This window comes from Embleya sp. NPDC020630 (genome assembly GCF_044334985.1).
Lineage (GTDB): Bacteria > Actinomycetota > Actinomycetes > Streptomycetales > Streptomycetaceae > Embleya.
The window spans coordinates 137,729-157,282 of record NZ_JBIRUB010000010.1 but is presented as its reverse complement, the minus strand read 5'-3'; the positions used below and the strand labels follow the sequence as shown (position 1 = coordinate 157,282).

17 protein-coding genes are annotated in these 19,554 nt (G+C 70.7%); 7 read left to right on the top strand and 10 right to left on the bottom strand.

Going from position 1 to position 19,554, the window contains the following annotated elements:
- Window positions 1-529: 529 nt before the first annotated feature.
- The 8 genes from ACH4XV_RS30370 to ACH4XV_RS30335 form a co-directional block, all read right to left on the bottom strand.
- Window positions 530-871 (bottom strand): hypothetical protein, encoded by a 342-nt coding sequence (locus ACH4XV_RS30370; protein ID WP_395795326.1) that lies wholly within the window; start codon window positions 869-871, stop codon window positions 530-532.
- Window positions 868-2,133 carry a phosphatase PAP2 family protein gene (locus tag ACH4XV_RS30365; RefSeq protein ID WP_395795622.1) on the bottom strand — a complete coding sequence of 422 codons (1,266 nt, stop codon included), beginning with the start codon at window positions 2,131-2,133 and terminating at the stop codon, window positions 868-870. Before ACH4XV_RS30365 ends, ACH4XV_RS30370 begins: the two co-directional genes overlap by 4 nt.
- A gap of 957 nt (window positions 2,134-3,090) precedes the next feature.
- Window positions 3,091-3,435 (bottom strand): LysM peptidoglycan-binding domain-containing protein, encoded by a 345-nt coding sequence (locus tag ACH4XV_RS30360; protein WP_395795324.1) that lies wholly within the window; start codon window positions 3,433-3,435, stop codon window positions 3,091-3,093.
- Between the two features lie 113 nt (window positions 3,436-3,548).
- A complete protein-coding gene (locus ACH4XV_RS30355) occupies window positions 3,549-3,686 on the bottom strand; it encodes a hypothetical protein (RefSeq protein ID WP_395795322.1) in 138 nt (45 codons plus the stop codon).
- 700 nt (window positions 3,687-4,386) lie between these two features.
- Window positions 4,387-6,111 (bottom strand): thiol reductant ABC exporter subunit CydC, encoded by a 1,725-nt coding sequence (gene cydC, locus ACH4XV_RS30350; protein WP_395795320.1) that lies wholly within the window; start codon window positions 6,109-6,111, stop codon window positions 4,387-4,389.
- Window positions 6,108-7,763, bottom strand: a complete 1,656-nt coding sequence (gene cydD / locus ACH4XV_RS30345) for a thiol reductant ABC exporter subunit CydD (RefSeq protein ID WP_395795318.1) — start codon at window positions 7,761-7,763, stop codon at window positions 6,108-6,110. The genes cydC and cydD overlap by 4 nt, the downstream gene beginning before the upstream one ends.
- A gap of 129 nt (window positions 7,764-7,892) precedes the next feature.
- Complete coding sequence (locus ACH4XV_RS30340; RefSeq protein WP_395795316.1) at window positions 7,893-8,966, bottom strand: cytochrome d ubiquinol oxidase subunit II; 1,074 nt, start codon at window positions 8,964-8,966, stop codon at window positions 7,893-7,895.
- A 173-nt stretch (window positions 8,967-9,139) separates the two neighbouring features.
- A complete protein-coding gene (locus tag ACH4XV_RS30335; RefSeq protein WP_395795314.1) occupies window positions 9,140-10,435 on the bottom strand; it encodes a cytochrome ubiquinol oxidase subunit I in 1,296 nt (431 codons plus the stop codon).
- A gap of 265 nt (window positions 10,436-10,700) precedes the next feature.
- Here ACH4XV_RS30335 and ACH4XV_RS30330 point away from each other — a divergent pair, with 265 nt between their 5' ends.
- The 6 genes from ACH4XV_RS30330 (at window position 10,701) to ACH4XV_RS30305 (ending at window position 17,086) form a co-directional block, all read left to right on the top strand.
- Window positions 10,701-11,624, top strand: a complete 924-nt coding sequence (locus ACH4XV_RS30330) for a LysR family transcriptional regulator (protein ID WP_395795312.1) — start codon at window positions 10,701-10,703, stop codon at window positions 11,622-11,624.
- Between the two features lie 250 nt (window positions 11,625-11,874).
- Window positions 11,875-12,198, top strand: a complete 324-nt coding sequence (locus tag ACH4XV_RS30325) for a 2Fe-2S iron-sulfur cluster-binding protein (protein WP_395795310.1) — start codon at window positions 11,875-11,877, stop codon at window positions 12,196-12,198.
- A complete protein-coding gene (locus ACH4XV_RS30320) occupies window positions 12,198-13,460 on the top strand; it encodes an NAD(P)/FAD-dependent oxidoreductase (protein WP_395795308.1) in 1,263 nt (420 codons plus the stop codon). The genes ACH4XV_RS30325 and ACH4XV_RS30320 overlap by 1 nt, the downstream gene beginning before the upstream one ends.
- A gap of 1,238 nt (window positions 13,461-14,698) precedes the next feature.
- Window positions 14,699-15,010: a hypothetical protein gene (locus tag ACH4XV_RS30315; protein ID WP_395795306.1), complete on the top strand. Its 312-nt coding sequence runs from the start codon at window positions 14,699-14,701 to the stop codon at window positions 15,008-15,010.
- A gap of 88 nt (window positions 15,011-15,098) precedes the next feature.
- On the top strand, window positions 15,099-16,304 hold the full coding sequence (locus ACH4XV_RS30310; protein WP_395795304.1) for an IS110 family transposase: 1,206 nt from the start codon (window positions 15,099-15,101) through the stop codon (window positions 16,302-16,304).
- A gap of 197 nt (window positions 16,305-16,501) precedes the next feature.
- Window positions 16,502-17,086: a hypothetical protein gene (locus tag ACH4XV_RS30305; RefSeq protein WP_395795302.1), complete on the top strand. Its 585-nt coding sequence runs from the start codon at window positions 16,502-16,504 to the stop codon at window positions 17,084-17,086.
- A gap of 625 nt (window positions 17,087-17,711) precedes the next feature.
- Here the strand turns inward: ACH4XV_RS30305 and ACH4XV_RS30300 are convergent.
- Window positions 17,712-18,005: a hypothetical protein gene (locus ACH4XV_RS30300; RefSeq protein WP_395795300.1), complete on the bottom strand. Its 294-nt coding sequence runs from the start codon at window positions 18,003-18,005 to the stop codon at window positions 17,712-17,714.
- Between the two features lie 801 nt (window positions 18,006-18,806).
- On the opposite strand from ACH4XV_RS30300, the gene ACH4XV_RS30295 reads away from it, so the two are divergent.
- Entirely contained in the window at window positions 18,807-19,352 is a 546-nt protein-coding gene (locus ACH4XV_RS30295) for a hypothetical protein (RefSeq protein WP_395795298.1), read from the top strand.
- Window positions 19,353-19,366: 14 nt separating this feature from the next.
- On the opposite strand, the gene ACH4XV_RS30290 is transcribed toward ACH4XV_RS30295, so the two are convergent.
- The gene (locus tag ACH4XV_RS30290; protein ID WP_395795296.1) at window positions 19,367-19,519 is read right to left on the bottom strand and encodes a hypothetical protein; all 153 of its coding nucleotides are present in this window, start codon (window positions 19,517-19,519) and stop codon (window positions 19,367-19,369) included.
- Between the last annotated feature and the right edge of the window lie 35 nt (window positions 19,520-19,554).

Below are 19,554 nucleotides of genomic sequence, written 5' to 3'. Positions count from 1 at the left end.
AAGTCCCGCTTCCACCCCTCATGTTCCTCGGACCGCACGCTTGTCCCCTGCCGCCAGGCCGCCTCGGCGGCCCAACCCTACGGCTCGCCGACGCCGAAGCCCTCCGAATATCACTTGCCTGGAATGACGCTCCCGCCGGTCCGACGAGTACGAGGCGACGGCCGGCTGGGCGTTGTGGCCGCCCGGACCCTCGACACGGGGTGTGCGTGAGGCGTCGCGAACGCGGCTTCCCGGCAGGTGTGTTGATCGCGGCGACCGGGTGCACCGGGCACGAGGACGCCGGGCGGGCGCCGGTCACGGTGCCGAGCTCGCATGAGCGGCGCCACGCGCGGATCGCGAACGGGCGGCGGGGCCTCGCCTCCCTGGGGCGCGCCGTCGGGCAACACGCGGGCCGGTTGCGCGCGGCCGAAGCCGGTGTCGGCGGCGATGGCCTCCTCCGCCCGCCCGACCTCGGACAGCAACCCCGGCCGCAGACTCCTGGCGTACTCCGCGACATGCGAATTGCGCTCCGCCGTCCCGACCAGCAGGTCTACAGCCGCCGCCGCGCCGCCGCCGGCGACCAGGACCTCCAGGACCCGTACATCAGGCACCCGCAGTTCGCTCCGTCCGACCCCGGGCGCACCGCCTCCACCGCCTCGTCCAGTCGACCGATGCGCGCGAGCAGCAGCGCCAACGAGCCCGCGGCGTACGGCACCTGCTCCCGGGCGGCGCGGCGCAGCACCTCCAACGCCTCGTCGACGCCGCCCGACTCCTCCAGCCGTTGCGCCGTCGAGCCGACATCCGGGCCGACCGAGCCGTTCGACCGACGGGCCTCGCCGCTTCGCCAGGCTCTGGACACGGTCGTCCCGGTGGATCGGAGCACTCCGCTCACGAACTGCCCCGGCGAACCTCTTGGCGTACTGCGTGGAGATGCTCCGCCGGCGCGGCCTTCGGGTCCCACGCATTGGTGGTCTGCACATAGGCGTAGACGACCGAGGCCATCGCCAGAATAAGCAGTGGTCCGAATACCCACGGATATTCGGCCATCTCCGTCGGCAGATAACGGTACGCCACCAGGAGCACAGCGAAAACCGTCGTGCCGTGGATGACCAGGCGAATTCCCTGCCAATCCCAGCCACGGTCGAGCGAGCGCGTCGCGGTCTCGATCGTGAGCGCGAAGACCACACCGGCCACGAGGTCCACGCCGTAGTGGTAGCCGAATCCCAGCGTGGCCGCGAGCGTGGCAATCAGCCAGAACGTTCCTGCGAATCGGATGAACCGCGAGCCCTTGCGCGAGTGGACGAAAATTATGGTGGCCCACGCCGTGTGCAGGCTGGGCATGCAGTTGCGAGGGGTGATCTCGTCGAACCGCATCGGGAGTGGAGTGTCGATCGGCGGCGGCGTATTCGGCCACAGGTCGGCCACCGCCCAGGACCCGCCGTCGGGGCCGTAGGCGAAGACCGGACCGACCACCGGGAAGAGCATGTAGATGCTCGGCCCGAGCAGGCCGATGGCCAGGAAGGTGCGCACCAGATGATGGCCCGGGAAGCGGCGCTCGACCACTACGTTTCGAAGTTGGTACAGCGCAACGATGGCCGCTGCCAGGGGAAGTTGACCATAGACGGTACCGAGGACATGGGAGCTGATCGGGTCGGTGGCCGCGACCAGCCGGCCGGCTGCCCACGACGGATCACCCAGCGCGTGATCGGCGGTCGCCACATACTGGTCGAGCACGGTCGGACGGGTCTCCGACGTGATGAGCAGCCAGGTGGCGCCGGTCTTGTGGCCTGCCACCAGCAGCAGTCCCAGCCCGGCGCCCTTCAGCATCAGGACGCGTTCCCGGCCGGTGCGGCGCGTGAGAGCAAAGATCGCGCAGCCGAAAATTACCCACAACGCGCCGTTGCCGTAGTTCATTTCGGCGCCGACCATCGATCGCACCAACCAGAAGGCGATGTCGATGCCGATTGCCGCACTCACAACAATAAACCGTTGCCGCCAGGTGAGTACCACCATCATCAACGTCAAACCGGCATACAGCAGCTGCCCCGAACGGGGAGCGAATATCATCTCGCGCGCCTGGCTGGTGATCGGCCCCGCTAGACCGTAGCGACGCGCGAACAGCTCCATGGTGACGAGAAATCCGAGGATCGCCATTCCGAGGGCGATCAACGGGATCGCCTGTGGCCTGCGCTGCACGACGACCGTGATTCTGCGACTTATCTGCGGTATTATGAATGTCAATTACTTGGCCAATGTGTCAGAGTTTGGTAGCGGCTCAGGGCCCACGCGGGCACTGAAGCGTGCCCCAGTATCGCGGCCACGGCCGGCCCCGGGTTCCCGGGGGCTTTCGGCGAGGCGCGCACATCGGTTGCGGGCTCCCGGCCGTTCATCGCGTTGTTGTGATTCGCCGATCACGCCCCGTGGCACAGGCGCTCGACGGCGCCGCCGGACGGGCCGTTGCACGCATACGTTCCGCTCGGTCCCGGTGGTCCTTCCGACAGCGACGGACACCACGTCCATGGCGGAGGCACGAACGAGGACGACGTCCTCCGCCGCGAAGACACGACGCGTGCGGTGGGGCGCACAGGCGGGGGAACGCGGCACCGCGTCGGCGCGCTGTCGCGACAGTGTCGGGGTGTCCGAGGGTTGCGTCGCCGCTGACGACCCGGACGACGTCGCCGTACCCGGCACGGGTGCGGGCCGGTGTTCGCGCGTCGCGCGGGAGGAAGGGCACGGGGCGGTTGGCGATTTCGGTAACACGCCCTTGTCCGCCGGCGGCGCCGCCAGGGAATCGGATCCGATCACCGTCACGGCTTGCGCCGCTGACCGTGCCCGGGAGGTGCGCTGCCATCCTCGGACGAGTCACCCGGAGTCGGATTGGGGTCGGGTCGCGGAGGCTGAATCGGCGCGGGCGGGATATTCGCGCGCCACTCGGCGCGGCCGGAAGGCTGAACGACGCGGCCTGGGCTTATCTGCGGCCCGCAGACCTGGTCGTTTCTTACGTTCTGGGCCAGCTCGCCGGAATTCGTCTGCTGAACCCCTGGCATACGCGTCGAACGGCTGCGGGTGAACGGCGGTTGGCATGCCAACCGCCGTTCACCCGTGTTGTCCTCAGGCCTGCACCGGTACCGACTTGGCGACGATCAGCCGCTGTGCGACCTTGATCAGGTCCGGGTCCGGAATTCCATTCCACTTGACGAGTTGCTCGATCGTCGTGCCGAACCTGTGGGCGATGGCCGTGAGCGTGTCACCGGACTTCACCGTGTAGAAGGTGTCGTGCGGTGTGTCGGACTCGTTGACGATGAGTTTCTGACCGGTATTGATCAGATTCGGGTTGGAAATATTGTTCCACTTGACCAGCTGATCGATGGTCGTCCCGAACATGTTCGCGATCGCCGTGAGCGTGTCACCGGACTGGACTACGTAATGGGTGAAATGCATTGTTTTCGTCGACATGGTGGTCACGGTAACCCAGGCATCCCGCCATCGCGCGGAGGAGAGCGCGCACGCGCGTCGGTGCCGTTGTGTCGTTCGCCCCCATGGGGCAACCTCCAGGCCCCCTGGGCCCCTCACCCCCCGTCCAGGACGGCGATCCGATCGGCGAGCCGACCCGCCGCCGCCAAATCGTGCGTGATGAACACCAGGCTCGGCTCGACGCGTTCGCACCATCCCGCAAGGACGTCCAGGATCCCCTGTCGGGTAGACACGTCCAGGGGGAGTTGCTGTGGTTCACGGGCCGAACCCGGCCCAGGATTCCGACAATTCGTTCGTCTGGCCCGGGCGCCGGCCGGTGCCGCCGCCTCCAACGCCTGCGCCCGCGAGGCCGTCGAACGCTTTCTGGCCCGACCCATCGGGACGCACCGGCGCGTGGTCTTCGTTGAGCGGTCGGGGTGTGGGATCTGCCGGCGCGGGACTGTGTCGCGGTTCGAGGGCCCGCTCGGTGCGGCGTCGGATCGGTCGGTCATGCCGTGTGTCGCGCGTGCCGGCGGCGGGGGCAGAGCCGGCAGGCCCACGCCGGAGAAGTCGCATGTGGCGTTGGTGACCGGGTCCTTGAGCTCGAAGTAGAGCGTGAGTTCCTCGTGTGATTGCTGGGGCCGGGGCAGGGGGCGGTCGCCACCGTGGTGGGGTACCGCGCGGTGGGTCCGTCGTTGCCGTTCGCGGTCCGGCACGGGCGCGGGGGACGACGCGGCAGGCGCCGGCGCCCCGACCCACGTCCCACCCGTTTCCTCGTTGCTGCCGCGCCCGGTGAAGGAGATCGGAACACGGCCGGGCGCGGAGGCACTCCCGTACCCGTGTGACCGCGGACGAGCGCGATGCGACCCTGGGTCGTGGCCTGATCGCGCGCCGCCCGTCCCCGCCTCCACCGCACCGGGGCGGGGACGGGCGGTCGGTACGGCGGCGGGATCGTCACCGGGTACGGGGCGCGGCCCCGGCCACCACCCCCGGCCGGCCCTCGCGCACCGGGGTGAGCCGACCGCCCGTGAGGTCGAAGACCTCGTCCACGGCTGTGAGGGCGGCCTGATCGTGCGTGACCAGCAGGGTCGTTCGGCCGCGAGTGGCGTCGAGAACGTCGGCGAGGACGGCGGCCGCGGTGTCCGGGGCGAGGCCCTCGGTGGGTTCGTCGAGGACGAGGACCGGCGGGTCGGCGAGCAGGGCGCGGGCCAGGAGCAGGCGTCGGCGCTGGCCGCCCGACATGGTGGCGCCGTCCCCGCCGATCACCGTTTCCCAGCCGTGGGGCAGGGATTCGATCCAGTCCAGCAGCCGGGCCCGGCGAGCCGCGTCGCGCAGCTCGTCGTCGGTGGCGTCGGGGTGGGCCAGACGCAGGTTGGCCCCGATCGTGGTGTGGAAGACATGGGCGTCCTGGGTCATGCCGGTGACGACGCGGCGGATGTCGGCCCCCGCGCACTCGCGCAGCTCGCGGCCGCCGACCCGGATGGTGCCGTTCTCGTACGGCACGAACCGCATCAGCGCCGCGATCAACGTCGACTTGCCGGAGCCGCTGGCGCCGACGAGGGCGACCCTGCGGCCGGGTGGCAGGAGGAGACTGACGCCGTCGAGGACCACGGGCCCGTCGGGACGGTGCCGGACCCGCAGGTCGTTGATCTCGACGCCGAGCGGGCCGTCGGCGCGCAGCGGGACCGGGTCCGTGGGGTCGGCGACCGGCGGCGGGGTGTCCATGAGGTCGGCGAGGCGGCGGGCGGAGGCCCATACGTCGGCGAGTCGGCGGGCGGCGGCGGGCAGGCCGGCCAGGGCGTCGAAGGCGACCAGGGCGAGCACCGCGAGGACGGTGAGGTGCACGGCGGGCAACCGTCCGTCGGCATGGGCACTCAGGCCCAGCAGGACGGCCCCGGACGTGGCGGCGGCCTGGAACATCAGGATGACCGCGGACGCGAGCGACGTGGTCAGCGCGCCCCGACGTTCCAGGGCGGCGATCCGCGTGATGGCGCCCTCGACCCGCTCGTGCGCACGATCGCGAGCCCCGTACGCGGCGAGGTCGGCCGCCCCCGCGGTCACATCGACGGTGAGCGCCGCGAGTTCGGCGCGTACCGCCTTCTCCGCCCGGCCGGCCCGGCGGGAGAGCACGAGCACCAGCGCGGGCACGAGCAGGCCCGCGACGGCCGCCAACACCCCGATCAGCAGCCCGGCCGGCGGCAACAGCACCACGGCGGTTCCGGTGGCCGCCACCGCGACCAGGCCGGCCGCGGTGCACGGGATGAGCACACGCAACAGCAGATCCTGCGCGGAGTCGACGTCGTGCACCAGACGGGTCAGCAGGTCGCCGCTGCGAAACGCCGGACTCCCGGCCGGAGCGAGCGGGAGGAGCGACTCGTACACCCGCGCGCGAAAGCCGGCGACGGCGCGCAGCGCACCGTCGTGGCCCAGCAGGCGGTCGACGTAGCGCAGGGTGCCCCGGCCGAGTGCGAGGGCACGCACGGCGACGATCGCGACGGCGACGGCGGAGAGCGGCGGCCGCTCGGCGGCCCGGGTGATCAACCAGGCGGCGGTGGCCGTCAGGGCGGCGCCGGCGAGTTCGCTGCCGGCGGCGGCGAGGGCGGCCGGCAACAGGCGGCGCCAGTACGGCAGGAGCGGGCGCAGCACACGAACCGTGGGGCGGGAGGCGACGGCGCTCATGAGAACACCGGCCGTCCGGCGGCCGGGGTCGGGGTCGGCCCGAGTACGCCCGCGTGGACGGTGACGACCCGGTCGGCGTGCGGCAGCAGGCTCCCGCGGTGCGCGGCGACGATCGTGGTGCGTCCGCGGACGAGGTCGACGGTCGCCCGGGTCACGGCGGCCTCGCTCACCGGGTCGAGATGCGCGGTCGGCTCGTCGAGCAGCACGATCGGCGCGTCCTTGAGGAACGCGCGGGCCAGTGCGATGCGTTGCCGCTGCCCGGCGGACAACCCCGTGCCGCGTTCGCCGAGCATGGTGTCGTAGCCCCGGGGGAGCGCTTCGGTGAAACCGTCGGCGCACGCGGCCCGGGCGGCCGCGCGAACCTCCGCGTCGGTCGCGTCGGGGCGGCCGAGCCGGATGTTGTCGGCGACGGTCGCGGCGAACAGGTGCGGGCGCTGTGGCACCCAGGCGATCCGCGCGAGCCACGCGTCGGGGTCGAGCGCGGCGAGGTCGACGTCGTCGACCAGGACCCGCCCCGCGCCGGGGCAGGTGAAGCCGAGGAACAGCGAGATCAGGGTGGACTTGCCGGCGCCGCTCGGGCCCACCAGGGCGAGGTGTTCGCCGGGGTGGACGGTCAGCGAGACGTCGTCGAGCGCGGGCGTGGCTCGATCGGGCCGACGGACGGTGACCGCGTCGAGGCACAACCGGGCGGTCCGGACGTCGGGGACGGGTACAGGTCCGACCGCGGGCACGTGTACGGCTCCGGTACGCGCCGCTGCGGGTTCCTCTTCGTCCAGCACGGCGAAGACCCGCTCGGCCACCACGATGCCCTCGGCGCTGTCGTGGAACGCCGCGCCCGCCGCGCGCAGCGGCAGATATGCCTCGGGCGCGAGGAAGAGGACGACCAGGGCGGTACGCAGGTCCAGTTCGCCGGCCGACAGACGCAGACCGACCGGTACCGCGACCAGTGCCACCGACAAGGTGGCGACCGTTTCCAGGACGAGGGAGGAAAGGAACGCCACCCGCAGGGTCCGCATGGTGGCCCGCCGGTGGGCGTCGGCCATCTCCCGCACCACCTCGGCCTGATGACGCTCGCGACCGAACGCGCGCAGCGTCGACAGGCCGGCGACGACGTCCAGGAAGTGGCCGCCGAGCCGAGCGAGCAGTCGCCACTGCCGGGCGGTGCGCCGGGCGGTGTGCATTCCGACGAGCGCGCCGAACACCGGGATCAGTGGGAGGGTGATCACGACGATCAGCGCGGACGTCCAGTCGGTCCACCACAACCACCCGACGACCACGAGCGGAACGACGGCGCAGGCGGCCCTGGTGGCCAGGTAGCCGGTGAAATACGGATCGAGGGCGTCGAGGCCGCGGGTGAGCAGGGTGGCCGTCTCACCATGCCGGCGGGCGGCCAGGCGGTGGGGGCCGGTGCGCCGGAGGCGGGCGGCGAGGCGCTCGCGCAGGGCGTACTCGGCCTCGGCGGCAGCGCGTTGGGCGAGGGCGCCGCGCGCCCAGGCGAGCAGGGCACGCAGGGCGAGGACGGCGGCCAGGGCGACGAGACCGCCGGAGTGCGCACCCTGCCCGGCGAAGCCGTCCGCGAGGAGACCGGCGAGCAGGTCGGCCTGACCGACGACGAGCCCGGCACCGAGCAGGGCGAGTCCGGTCGAGGTCATCAAGTACCTTCGCACCAAGGGTAGTTCGTGCCACAAGCGGCGTTCGATCGGTTTCATCCCGTGCTCACTTCCGGGGGCGTCGTGCGGCGCGGACGGATCGCCGCGGGTCGTGGGGCCGGTCGGCGACGGTCAGAAGTAGCCGGCGTGCCGCATCCCGGTACGGCCGCGGAACGCCCACCAACTCCAGGTCTGGTACGCCAGGATCAGCGGGAAGATCACCACTCCGAAGCCGATCAGCAGTTCGAGCGTGGCGTGGTCGGCGGCGGCGTCGTGGACCGTGATCCCGGCGCCGGACGAGGCGGTCAGCAGATACGGGTACTGGCCGGCCCCGATCAGCGGTACCGGCAGCGCGGTCGCGACGCAGGTGGCGGTGAACGCCAGGGCGTCGCGGCCCCGGGACAGGAACCGCCGACCGGCCGCGAGGGCGACGGCGACGAGTCCGAACAGCACCACCGACGTGGTCGTCCTCGTCGTCGAGGCGCCGGCCCCGAGCAGTGAGAGCACCAGCGCCAGGCCGCTCGCCGCACCCGACCCGGCCAGCAGGCGTACACCCAAACGCCGTGCAGTGGCCGCGAGTTCGGCGTCGGAGCGCAGTGCGACGAAGGCCGCGCCGTGTCCGGCGAAGAGCAACGCGACGGCCACGCCGCAGGTCAGCGGAAACGGCGCCAACACGTCACCGACACCGACGTGGAAGGAGTTGTCGGCCCGGCGGGGCACGCCGCGCAGCAACAGGCCCACCACGATGCCCCAACACACGGCGGGCAGCACACCTCCGAGCACCACCAACACGTCCCATCGGCGCAGCGCTTCGGGATCCCGGGAGCGGCCACGCAACTGGACCGCGGCGTTGCCGAGTACCAGACCGACCAGGATCGCCACGAACAGCGGGTACAGGCCGGACAGCAGGTTGCCTTCCAGATGCGGAAAGGCGCCGAACATCGTGCCGGCGAAGGCGACGAGCCACACCTCGTTGCCGAGGAAGAACGGGGCGATCGCGTCGAGCGCGGCGTTGTGCCAGCCGGGGACGGCATCCGGGGCCGGATCGGTATGCGTCGCCGGGTCGGCGGTACCGCCGACCGGATCGGGGCCCCGTCCACCCAGGAACGGGGACAACATCTGCACGCCGTAGTCGTAGCCGCCGAGCACGAAGTAGCCGGCGAGCAGCAGGCCGAGCAGGGCCAGCCAGAGGATCTCCAGGCTCATGCGGCACAACCTTCCGTCGGGTCGGGGAAATCGTCGAAGTGGAGGACATCGGGGAAGTCGGGATGGCCGGGATGGCCGGGATGGCCGGGAAGGCCGGGCCGACGAGTTCGGCGAAGCCGAGGCGGCCGGGGAAGTCGGGGAAGTCCGTCTCGATTCACGATCCACCGCCGTCCTCAGAACACCGCGATCGTCTGCCCGGCCTCCGCGCCACCCGTGTCGCGCGGATCCTCGCCCGGTGGGTCGCCCGCGCCGAGTTGGGCGCCGTCCGGGCCGCGCCGCGCGAAGCGGGCGATCAGCGTCCAGTTGGTCGCCGCGAGGGCGACGAAGATGGCGACGAACAGCGCGCAGGAGACCGCCAGGGACCCGGTGCCGACGTCGGAGACCGCGTCGTCGACGGTCAACTCGCCGTACACGAGCCATGGTTGGCGCCCCATCTCGCGCACCACCCAGCCGCCGACGGAGGCGATGAAGGGCAGCGGGATGATCGCGGTCATCAGGTAGGCGAGCCAACGTTTCCGTACCAGCAGGTCCTTCAGCAGCAGGAAGACCGCGATGAACATGACGGTGGAGACGGTGTTGCCGAGGATCGTCATCAGATCCATCGCGTTGCGCACCCAGCCCTGCCAGGGCACGTAATCCCCGGGACCGTACCGGGCGACCAACCGGGCCTGCTCCTCGCCGACTCCGCCGCCCTCGATGACGGCGGCCTTCATCGGCTGGGTCCGTCGGATCACCGGCATCTGCAGGTTGCCGACGATGATGACGAAGAACGACGCGAGCATGCCCACCCAGACGCCCAGCCGCAGCGAACCGCGGAACAACGCGGTCTCCTGGGTACCCTTGGCGAAGTGCCACGCGCTGATACCGGCCACGAAGATGCCGCCGGCGGTGAGCGCGGCCAGTGCGACATGGCCGAGCGCGACCAGGGCGTTGGCGTTGGTGAGCAGCGCGCCGAAGTCGGTCAGGTGCGCCGTGCCGTCGCGTACCTCGTAGCCGACCGGGTGTTGGAGGAAGCCGTTGGCGATCAGGATCCAGAACGCCGAGGCGTACGCGGTGAGCGCGACCAGCCAGATCAGCGTCACGTGCACACCGCGGCGCAGACGACCCCAGCCGAAGATCCACATACCGAGGAAGGTGGACTCGGCGAAGAAGGCGATCAGGGTCTCCAGGGCCAGTGGCGCGCCGAAGACGTTGCCGGCGAACCTGCTCAACCCGCTCCAGCCGAGTCCGAACTGGAACTCCATGACGAGGCCGGTCACGATGCCGACCGCATAGTTGACGACGTAGAGCTGACCCCAGAAGCGGGTCATGCGTTCGCGCATCGCGCGAGTGGCCGGGTCGCGGGTGTACGCGGCCCGGGTGTGCATGAACGCCACCAGTGGGACCAGTCCCATGGTGAGGATGACGAACAGCCAGTGCACGCTGGTGGTGGCCGCGAACTGGAATCGGGCCAGGTCCACAGCGCTCATGATGCGACCTTCCTGGGGGCGATCGGCCTCCGGGGCGGCGGACGGTGGGTGGTAGGGGAGTCGATCGGGAAGCCGAACCGAAAACCGAATCGGCGAACGGCGAACGGCGGACGGGTTCCTCGCCTCGCGTATGCAGCCGGCCGGCGTTGCCACCGGCCGGCTGTGCGACGAACCCGCCGACGACGCTAGGCGACCTCTGCTTATGCAATCCAAGACCGGTTTTGCTATGTATTGATGACTCGTCGGACATCAACAGAGGTCAACCGTGGATTTGCTGCAACTGCGCCACTTCCGGGTCGTTGCGCGTCTCGAGCACATCAGCCGCGCCGCCGAGGAACTGAACGTCGCCCAGCCCTCGCTGAGCCGCACGATCGCCCGCCTGGAGGCCGAACTGGGTACACCGCTCTTCGACCGGGAGGGCCGGCGTATCCGGCTGAACCGGTACGGCGCGGTATTCCTGGCCCACGTCGATCGGGCGCTGGGCGAACTGGACGCCGGGCGTCGGGCGCTGCGGGAGGCCCGGGAATCCGGGCTCGGCCGGGTCGCCGTCGCCTCCGAGACGTTGCTGACCGTCACCCACCTGATGGGCGGCTTCCGGGCCGCCTTCCCGGGTGCCGAGGTGCGGCTCTTCCAATCCAACGTGGAGGAGATGAACCGCCAACTGCGCGCGGGGGAGGTCGACTACTGCGTGGCCTCGCAACCACTGGCCGGGCCGGACCTGGAGTCCGTGGAACTGCTCCGCGAGGAGGTGTTGCTCGCCGTCCCCCGCGGACACCGACTGGACGGCCGGGAGAGCGTGACGATCGCCGAGATCGCCGACGAGCCGTTCGTCACGACCCGCCGCGGCCACTGGCAACGCACCCTGCTGGACCGCCTGTTCGCGGCCGAGGGACGCTCCCCGCGGTTGTCCTGCGAGGGGGACGAGCCGGGGGCCAGCCAGGACATGATCAGCACCGGACTGGGCATCGGCCTGATCCCGGCGATGTCCCGGACGGCCGGCACCGACACCCACGTCCCGGTGGCCTGGGTACACGTGGCCGCGCCGAACTGCCGGCGAGTGCTCGAGCTGGTTTGGAACCCGAAGGCCCATCACTCCGAAGCCGCCCGCCGCTTCCGGGAGTTCACCGTCAGCAGGCCACTGATGACGCATCGTCGGCCCGGCCCTCGGACACCGCGCGAACGAACCTGACCGCGCTGCCCATGACCGACCCTGGCGCGACCCGGGACGCTTTGCTATCGTCCGACCCGTTGCCGTTTTCCCGGCCCAGGGCGTCGCGTGCCCGAACGGTCGGTACGAGACGGCGGGTCGGCGGGGCATACGCTCCGCGGCACCCGCCGGCGGCACGGTTCGTACACCTTCCCACTCATGCGACCGGCGTTCCGTGGTCCCGCGCCCTGTTGCGCGCCCGGACACCCGGACGCCTTCGAGGAGTTCCGCCATGCCCGAAATCACCTATGTCGCCGTCGACACGACGGAGCACACCATCGACGTCCCGGTCGGCACGAGCGTCATGCGCGGTGCCGTCTTCAACGACATCGACGGCATCGTCGCCATGTGCGGCGGCAACCTGCAGTGCGCCACCTGCCACGTCTACGTCGACGAGACGACGCTCGACAAGCCGGAGCCGATCCGGGCCGACGAGCACGCCATGTTGGACTTCACCGCCTGCCCGCGCCGCCCCGGCAGCCGGTTGAGCTGCCAACTCAAGGTGACCGAGGCCTTGGACGGCCTGATCGTGCACCTGCCCGAGCGGCAGAAGTGATGGCGCGTACGATCGACTCGGTGCTGATCGTGGGTGCCGGGCAGGGTGGCTACCAGGTGGCCGCCTCGCTGCGCGGGCACGGCTACCAGGGGCGACTGGTGCTCATCGACGCCGAGGGTGAACTTCCCTACGAGCGGCCCCCGTTGTCGAAGTCGTACCTCCACGGTGAGACGGACGAGGACGGGCTTCGGCTGCGGCCGACAAGCTACTACGCGCGCCGCTCGATCGAACTGGTCGCAGGTTGGGCCACCGCGATCGACCCCGCCGCCCGCACCGTGCGCTTGGTCGACGGCCGGTCGTTCCGATACGACCACCTCGTCCTGGCCACCGGGGCCGGCCCGCGCACGCTCGGCGTACCGGGCTCCGGACTGCGCGGCGTGCACACGCTGCGCACCGTCCGGGACGCCGACGCGCTGCGCTCCTCGCTCGGCGCGGCCCGACACGCGGTGGTGGTCGGCGCCGGATTCATCGGCCTGGAGTTCGCCGCCGCGGCCCGACGGGCGGGTCGCGAGGTGACCGTCGTCGAAGCCCTCGATCGCCCGTTGGCCCGGATGGTCTCCGCGCGGACCGCCGAATACGTCACCCGGCTGCACCGCCGGGAGGGCACTCGGCTGCTGTTCGGCCGAGGCGTTGCCGCCGTGCACGGGGACGACCGGGGTCGTGTCGCGGAGGTCGAACTCGACGACGGCGACCGCCTGCCGGCCGACCTGCTGCTGACCGGCATCGGAGTGATTCCGCGTACCGATCTGGCGGCGGCGGCCGGCCTGCGAGTGAACGGCGGCATCGTCGTCGACGCCCACCTGGTGACCAGCGACCCCCACATCTCGGCCATCGGCGACTGCGCGGCCTTCCCGCAGGTGCGCTCGGGTAACCTACGGCGCCTGGAGTCGGTACAGAACGCCGTCGGCCACGCCGAGACGGTGGCGGCGCGACTGACGGGGACGCCGAGCGCCTACACCGAGCCCCCATGGTTCTGGAGCGACCAGTTCGCAACCACCGTGCACATTGCCGGCCTCGCCGAGGCTCCCGACACGGAAGTGATACTCGGTCACGACGACCCGAACGCGTTCTCGGTACTGCGGTTCCGCGCGGGCGAACTGCAGGCGGTGGAGTCGATCAACCGCCCGACCGACCACGCGGCGGCCCGACAACTCCTGAGCGCGGGCACTCCCGTGAACCCGACCGATGCGGGTGCGCCCGGCTTCACCCTCCACGCCCATCTCACCCGCCATCACAACAACCCCCCGATCCCCACAGCCTGACCAACCACACCCTTCACCCCCGCCGGACGGCCTCGATCGCCGGCCGAACAGCTCGGCCGGCGATCGAGGCCACACGGCGGATGGGTGGGCGGTCTGTAATCGAACGGCCCTGTCCTATATTGGGTTGGTCCTCGGTGGGGTGCGGCTGTCATGGGGGTGTTTGTGTGCCGATCGGCGCGTGAATGACCGTGATCGTTTCGACTGTCACAGGCATGACCATCGCCTGGCGTAGAGTGCCTGATACAAGCGGTTGTTCTGTCGCGGGGGTTGCCCGTTCCTGAGTCGGTCCGGGTGGCGTCGATCTGGTGAAGCCGTGCTCGGGCCTCCTCGACCTGAAGCACGATGGCGTGCGCTCCGTGGGCCCGCGCGAGCGCGTCCGCCTCGACGAGGATCCGCAGCGCGTCGTCGGGTGATCGAGGTAAATTCCCCGAACTGGGCAACAGGGTCCTTCGATCCACTCGAAGATCTCGGCGTGGGCGGCGGCCCGTGTCGGCCAGGGCGAGCCCGCATGGCAACGACCGCCCACTCCTTGTTCCGTGAGCTCCGGTGCGCCCCCGGCGCCGATTGCGTCACGGCCATCAGTTCCATGAACGATTCGGGCAGGTCGCCCTGCTGAACCAAGGGCGGGTCAAGTAGTGCTGTCGACCGGGTTGGACCACCTCGGACTGTGGGACACCACAACGCTGAACACGCCGCCGCCCACCGACAGGGACCGGATCGCGTGCCGACGCCGGTCGACGGGGCACCCGTGACCCACGTCGACATCCGGACCACCAGCCTCGACGAACGCCACTTCGAGCCAACCCGGCCGCAGGTACCGACATGCCTCGCCGCAGGTGATGACGGATGGTCTGGACGTGACGCCGGGACGAAGGCATGTCCCGCCGACTTCGCGCAAGCGCGTCTCGCTCCCGGGGGAACTCGCGTCGTACTGTGCGCGCGCCCGACAACCGCCGGGGCGGGCGCGGTTCGGACGCCACAGGGACGGCGGTCCGGGCCGCGCGTTGAACCCCCGGACCCACCACCTTGCCGGGTATCGAGGATCGTTCGACGCAGGCCGGCGTCGATTGCCCCCGGCCTCGGACGCTGCCGGCAGGAACCGGCGAGCGTCGCACGCCGAACCGCGCCCGGTGTCCACGTCCACGTCGGCCGGCGGGCAACGCCCCACAATCATGGGGGTCATGCGCCGGCCCGCGAACGACGACCGACGTATACCTCTCACCCGTTAGCCTGCGGCCATGAGTCTGGAAGCCGAACTGGACGCTCTGGCGGCCCAAAAGGACCTCGCGCCCGACCTGGTATGGCGCCTGCTTCGACACCCGCAGGCCCGCCGCACGGCGGCGCTGCTGCGCCGGGACCTGACCGAGGCGATGATCGAGGAGATCATCGCGCTCGGCTCCATACGTTCCATACCTTTCTTATCGGGTTGGTTCCTGGTCATTCGTAGGATCGGGACACCCAGGGACTCCGGGTGTGGCTGTCATGCGTATGCCGCTGTCGTGGCTCAGAGGGATTGGCCGCCCGAAGTCCCGCGACGACTCGGCTGCTGATTGGGATACGCGAACCGAATCGCTTGCATGGACGTGACAGCGAAGTCGTCTGCCGGGGCCAGGCACACGCACGACGGAGGAGGATCCGGTGCCCGAACTGTGGGCCGGGACGGACGCGGGCAAGACGGAGCACCACTGCACCACAATCGACGCGAACGGCACCGTGGTGCTCTCCCGTCGGGTGCCGAACGACGAGACCGAGCTGCTGCAACTGCTCGGCGACGTCCTGCAGTTGGCCGACGACGGGCCTGTGACCTGGGCGGTGGACCTGAATGCAGGTGGGGCCGCGCTGTGGATCGCCCTGCTGGTCGCGCACGAGCAGCGCCTGCTCTACATCCCGGGCCGGACCGTCCACCACGCCTCCGGCGCCTATCGAGGCAGCGGCAAAACCGATGCCAAGGACGCCTTCGTCATCGCCGATCAGGCCCGCATGCGCCGCGACCTGCAAAGGCTCCGGGACTGGGACGAGATCGCCGTCGACCTCAAAATCCTGACGGCCCGCCGGATGGACCTGGCGGCGGATCGCACCCGGGCCGTCAACCGGCTGCGCGCCCAACTCCTGGAGTTCTTCCCCGCCTTGGAGCGGGCCTTCGACTACAGCAACTCCAAGGCCGCTCTGCTGCTGCTGACCGGCTACCAGACCCCGGCCGCCCTGCGCCGCATCGGCCGCACGCGGCTGACCGCCTGGTTGGGGAATCGCAAGGTCCGCACTCCAGCAAGGGTCGCCGACGTCGCCGTCACGGCCGCCGAGGCCCAGCACACCGTCGTCCCCGGTGAGAAGACCGCAGCGAGGATGGCCCACACCCTCGCACGGGAGGTGATGGCCCTCGACCGGGAGATCGCGGAACTCGAAGCCCTGATAGAAGACCGGTTTCGCGAGCACCGCGACGCCGAGATGATCACCAGCATGCCCGGCATCGGCGTCCAACTCGGCGCCGAGTTCATCGCCGCCACCGGCGGAGACATGGCGGCCTTCGGCAGCCCGGATCGGCTCGCCGGCGTTGCCGGACTCGCCCCCGTGCCCCGCGATTCGGGCAAGGTCAGCGGCAATTTGCGCCGGCCGCGGCGCTACAGCCGCCGCCTGCTGCGGATGTTCTACCTCTCCGCCCAGGTCGCCAGTACCTGCTGCCCCGTCTCCAGGGCGTTCTATCAGCGCAAACGAGCCGAGGGGAAGAAGCACCAGCAGGCCGTCCTGGCACTGGCCAGGCGCCGCCTCAACGTGCTTTGGGCCCTGATCCGCGATGGCCGCACCTTTGCGGCGAGCACGTTCACTCCCGCTGCCGCAGCGGGATGACCCGGTCACGAGGCGTCACCACCCCGACTTGACTTCATGATTGGGAATCCCTCTCGGTCAACGCCTGCGTCCCCGCCGATATCAGGGCCCGCCTGGCCGAGCACCCGGAGCCGATCGTCCGGTGCGGAATCGCCAGCAGCGTCGCCGACGATCCGCCGGGGCTGCTTGCCCGACTGGCGGACGATCCGGATCCCTCCGTGCGGACGTTCCTTGCGGGCAACCATCATCTGCCACCGGAACTGCGGGCCCGCCTGGCCGCGGACCCGGATCCCGGTGTGCGCCGGGAGATCGTCCGCTACTGGCGCGACGCCCCGGACCGGGTGCGTCGGGCCCTGATGACCGATCCCGACCCGCACGTCCGTACGAGCAGTGTCCGCAAATGGGTCCCGCCGCCGGACCTGCTGCCCGCACTCCTCGCCGACCCCGAGACCCGCGCCGCCGCCGTCGATCATGCGGGCCCCTCACCGGAATTGGCCGCCGACCCGGATCCCGCCGTGCGCGTGGCCGTCGCCGACCACCCGGACCTTCCCGCGAACCTGCGCGACCGACTCGCGGAGGACCCCGACATGTTCGTCCGCAACGCGATCGCGGCCCGCCCGGACACCCCACCGGCCCTGAGCGAGCGGATCGTGTCCACCCTGAGAACCGACAACCCCGTCGCCCAGTGGATCCTGACGTACCGCCGCAACCCCAACGTCGGCGGCGACCGCACACCGCCACCCGCCCCACCGATACTCACCCGGGAACAGGCGGAAGCACTCCTGGCCCGCGCCGACCTGTAGGGCCGATGACGCGTCCCGGGCGACCGAGGCAGGCAGGCCCGCTTCCACGCGGCGGGGAGGAGCCGGACCGCGCCCACCGACGGGTCGTCCCCATACACGTGAGCGGCACGATCACGGGCGCGCGCTCGCGCCGGTGCGATGGGCACGCCGTTCGGACGGTGTATACGCGGACGCGAAGTCGCCTCGGGAACGCGGTTGTTGACGGAGCAGGGGGCGGGGAGGGACACGATCACGACGCTGCTCCCGGCCGGCGGGGGTACGTTCGTGGCGCGCTCCTGGACCAGGTCGTCGTCGTTGCGCAGCCATTCGATGAGCTCGGCGATCAGCCGGGCGATGAGCGGGCCGAGTTTGACTCACTCGGTCAGGTTCTCGTACTGCCCCGCCGGAAACGCAGTTCGACTGGTCGTGCGGTCGACTCCAGTCACGTCCGGGTCGCCCGAAAAGGCCCAAAAGCGGCCCGAGCCCGGTGGTGTGTTTCGGCGAGGCGGTCGAGGCTAACCGCGTCGAGGCCGGCTTTGGCAGTGCGTTCGGTGTCGTCCACGATCGCGGTGATCGCCGGTTGGCGTACGAGGCGGGAGGGGTGGTGTCGTCCTGCGGCCGCTGTTGCGGTGGCAGGGCCGTGGGTTTACGTCCGGGTGTTTTTCGCCCACAGGGCTTCCAGGTCCTGGGCCCGTGTGGCTCCTTTGGATGACCAGCAGAATTCGACATCGGTGGGGCCGTCTCGCCGTTCCACAACTCCGATGTCGACCAGCTGCTCCAGGATGTGGGTCAGGGCCGTGCACAGGGGGTTGTTCGTCTTGAACATGTGGCTGTGCTGCTGGGGATGGTTCCGTGGCCCGAAGAATCCGAGTGCCAGGCCTACTTCGAGCAGGGCGCTGTCGTACTCGAGCCAGTTCGTCAAACTCTCGGAGAGGTCCATGGGATGGATACTGCCGGCGGGTCCCGGGGCGCGTCGTCTCAGTAGCGTTGTGTAGGTGCGCTGTTCCGACCTGGGTGCGGCGCCGAGTGAGAATGGTGGTCTGTGCTTGGTGACCTGGGACCTTGGTCTGTGGTGATCGGTCCGCGGTTCGCGCCGGCGCCGGGCACCCCCCGGAGACGGTGTACGTGCGGATCGCCGCGGCTGCGGCCCGGGTGTCGGAGCGCACCGTATGGCGGTGGCGGGCGATCGCCCGCGAGTTTGGACGGGCGGAACCCGCCCGGCGGCTGTCTTTCACCATCACGGACGCGTCGAGGGGACGCCTGTCGGACCTGGGCGGGAACGTGAAGGCCCTGCACGACTGGATGCGGGAACACCCGGACCAGGCCCTGCCGTCGCTGACGACGCTCTACCGTGCCGTGCAACAGGAGCGACGTGCGGGCCGCGTCCTGGAGAGATCTCCCGGCCCGTGCACGCCCGACGCGACCCGGATCGCTACGACCGCGCCCCGGCCGAACTCGCTCTTCTCGGTACGATCGAGACCGGCCGGATCGCCTCGCGACCGCCGCCCGGCTCACCGCCTCCACCACCCGGCATGCGCTCACCGACGAGATCGGCGACCACCCCGACAACGACGCGATCCACACGCGGCTTCCCCAACCCGGCCCGGTCGAGAGGCGGCGCGCGTCGCGTACGAGCGTGCCGGTTTCCCTGTTCCGCAAGGAGCAGGTGGTGTCGGTGACCAGGGGGCGGGTGAGTGGGGACGGACGAGGGGAGGTCTCAGGGTGCCGGTAGCGTGGCTGCATGGAGCGCAGCCCGCTGGACGAATGGCAAGCGATGCGTCGCGTCGTCGATGGTGTTCGGCGCGACGGCGCGTTCGAGGCGCGGACCTCCACGAAGGCCCTCGCGGCCATTGCCGGCTGCACGGTGCCGTTGCTCGCGGCGATGGCGGGGTCGTTCGCGAGTCCGAATCCGGACATGCCGAAGGTGCTCGTCCCGGTTGTGGCGGTGCTGCTGGTGCCCCTGGTCGTGTGGATCGTCCGGCTGGTTGTGCCGCGCGTGCGGCTGCGGGTCGACGCGGACGGCATCGCGGTCCGCGGGCGGCGCGTCGTGGCGTGGGAGGACGTGACCGAGTTCCGGACCGGGATCGCCGCGGGGCGGGCACCGCAAAGCTACGTGCTGGTCGAACGCGCCGGCGCCGCCGGCCCGCTGCCGCCGGTGAAGCTGCCGATTCTGCTCGACGTCGACACGGCGATTCTGCGCGCCGCACTCAACACCCTCCTCGTCGAGCAGCGCGAAGGAACACAACCCGGCCCCGGACCCGTCCGGCCGCGCCCGAGCCGGCCCTGATGCCGTCCACGTCCCTACCCGGGATGGTTGCGCCGGGCCGCGATCTCCGGCTCGGCAGCCCGGTCGTGAGCCGACACCGGTTGCGGGACGTCGGCGGGCGGTTCGATACGCGCGACCGCCAGGGTGTACTCCACCTGCCGGACGCCGAGCAGTTCCGTCACAACCACCGCCGACCCTGGCGCTCACGGCCCTCGATCGATTC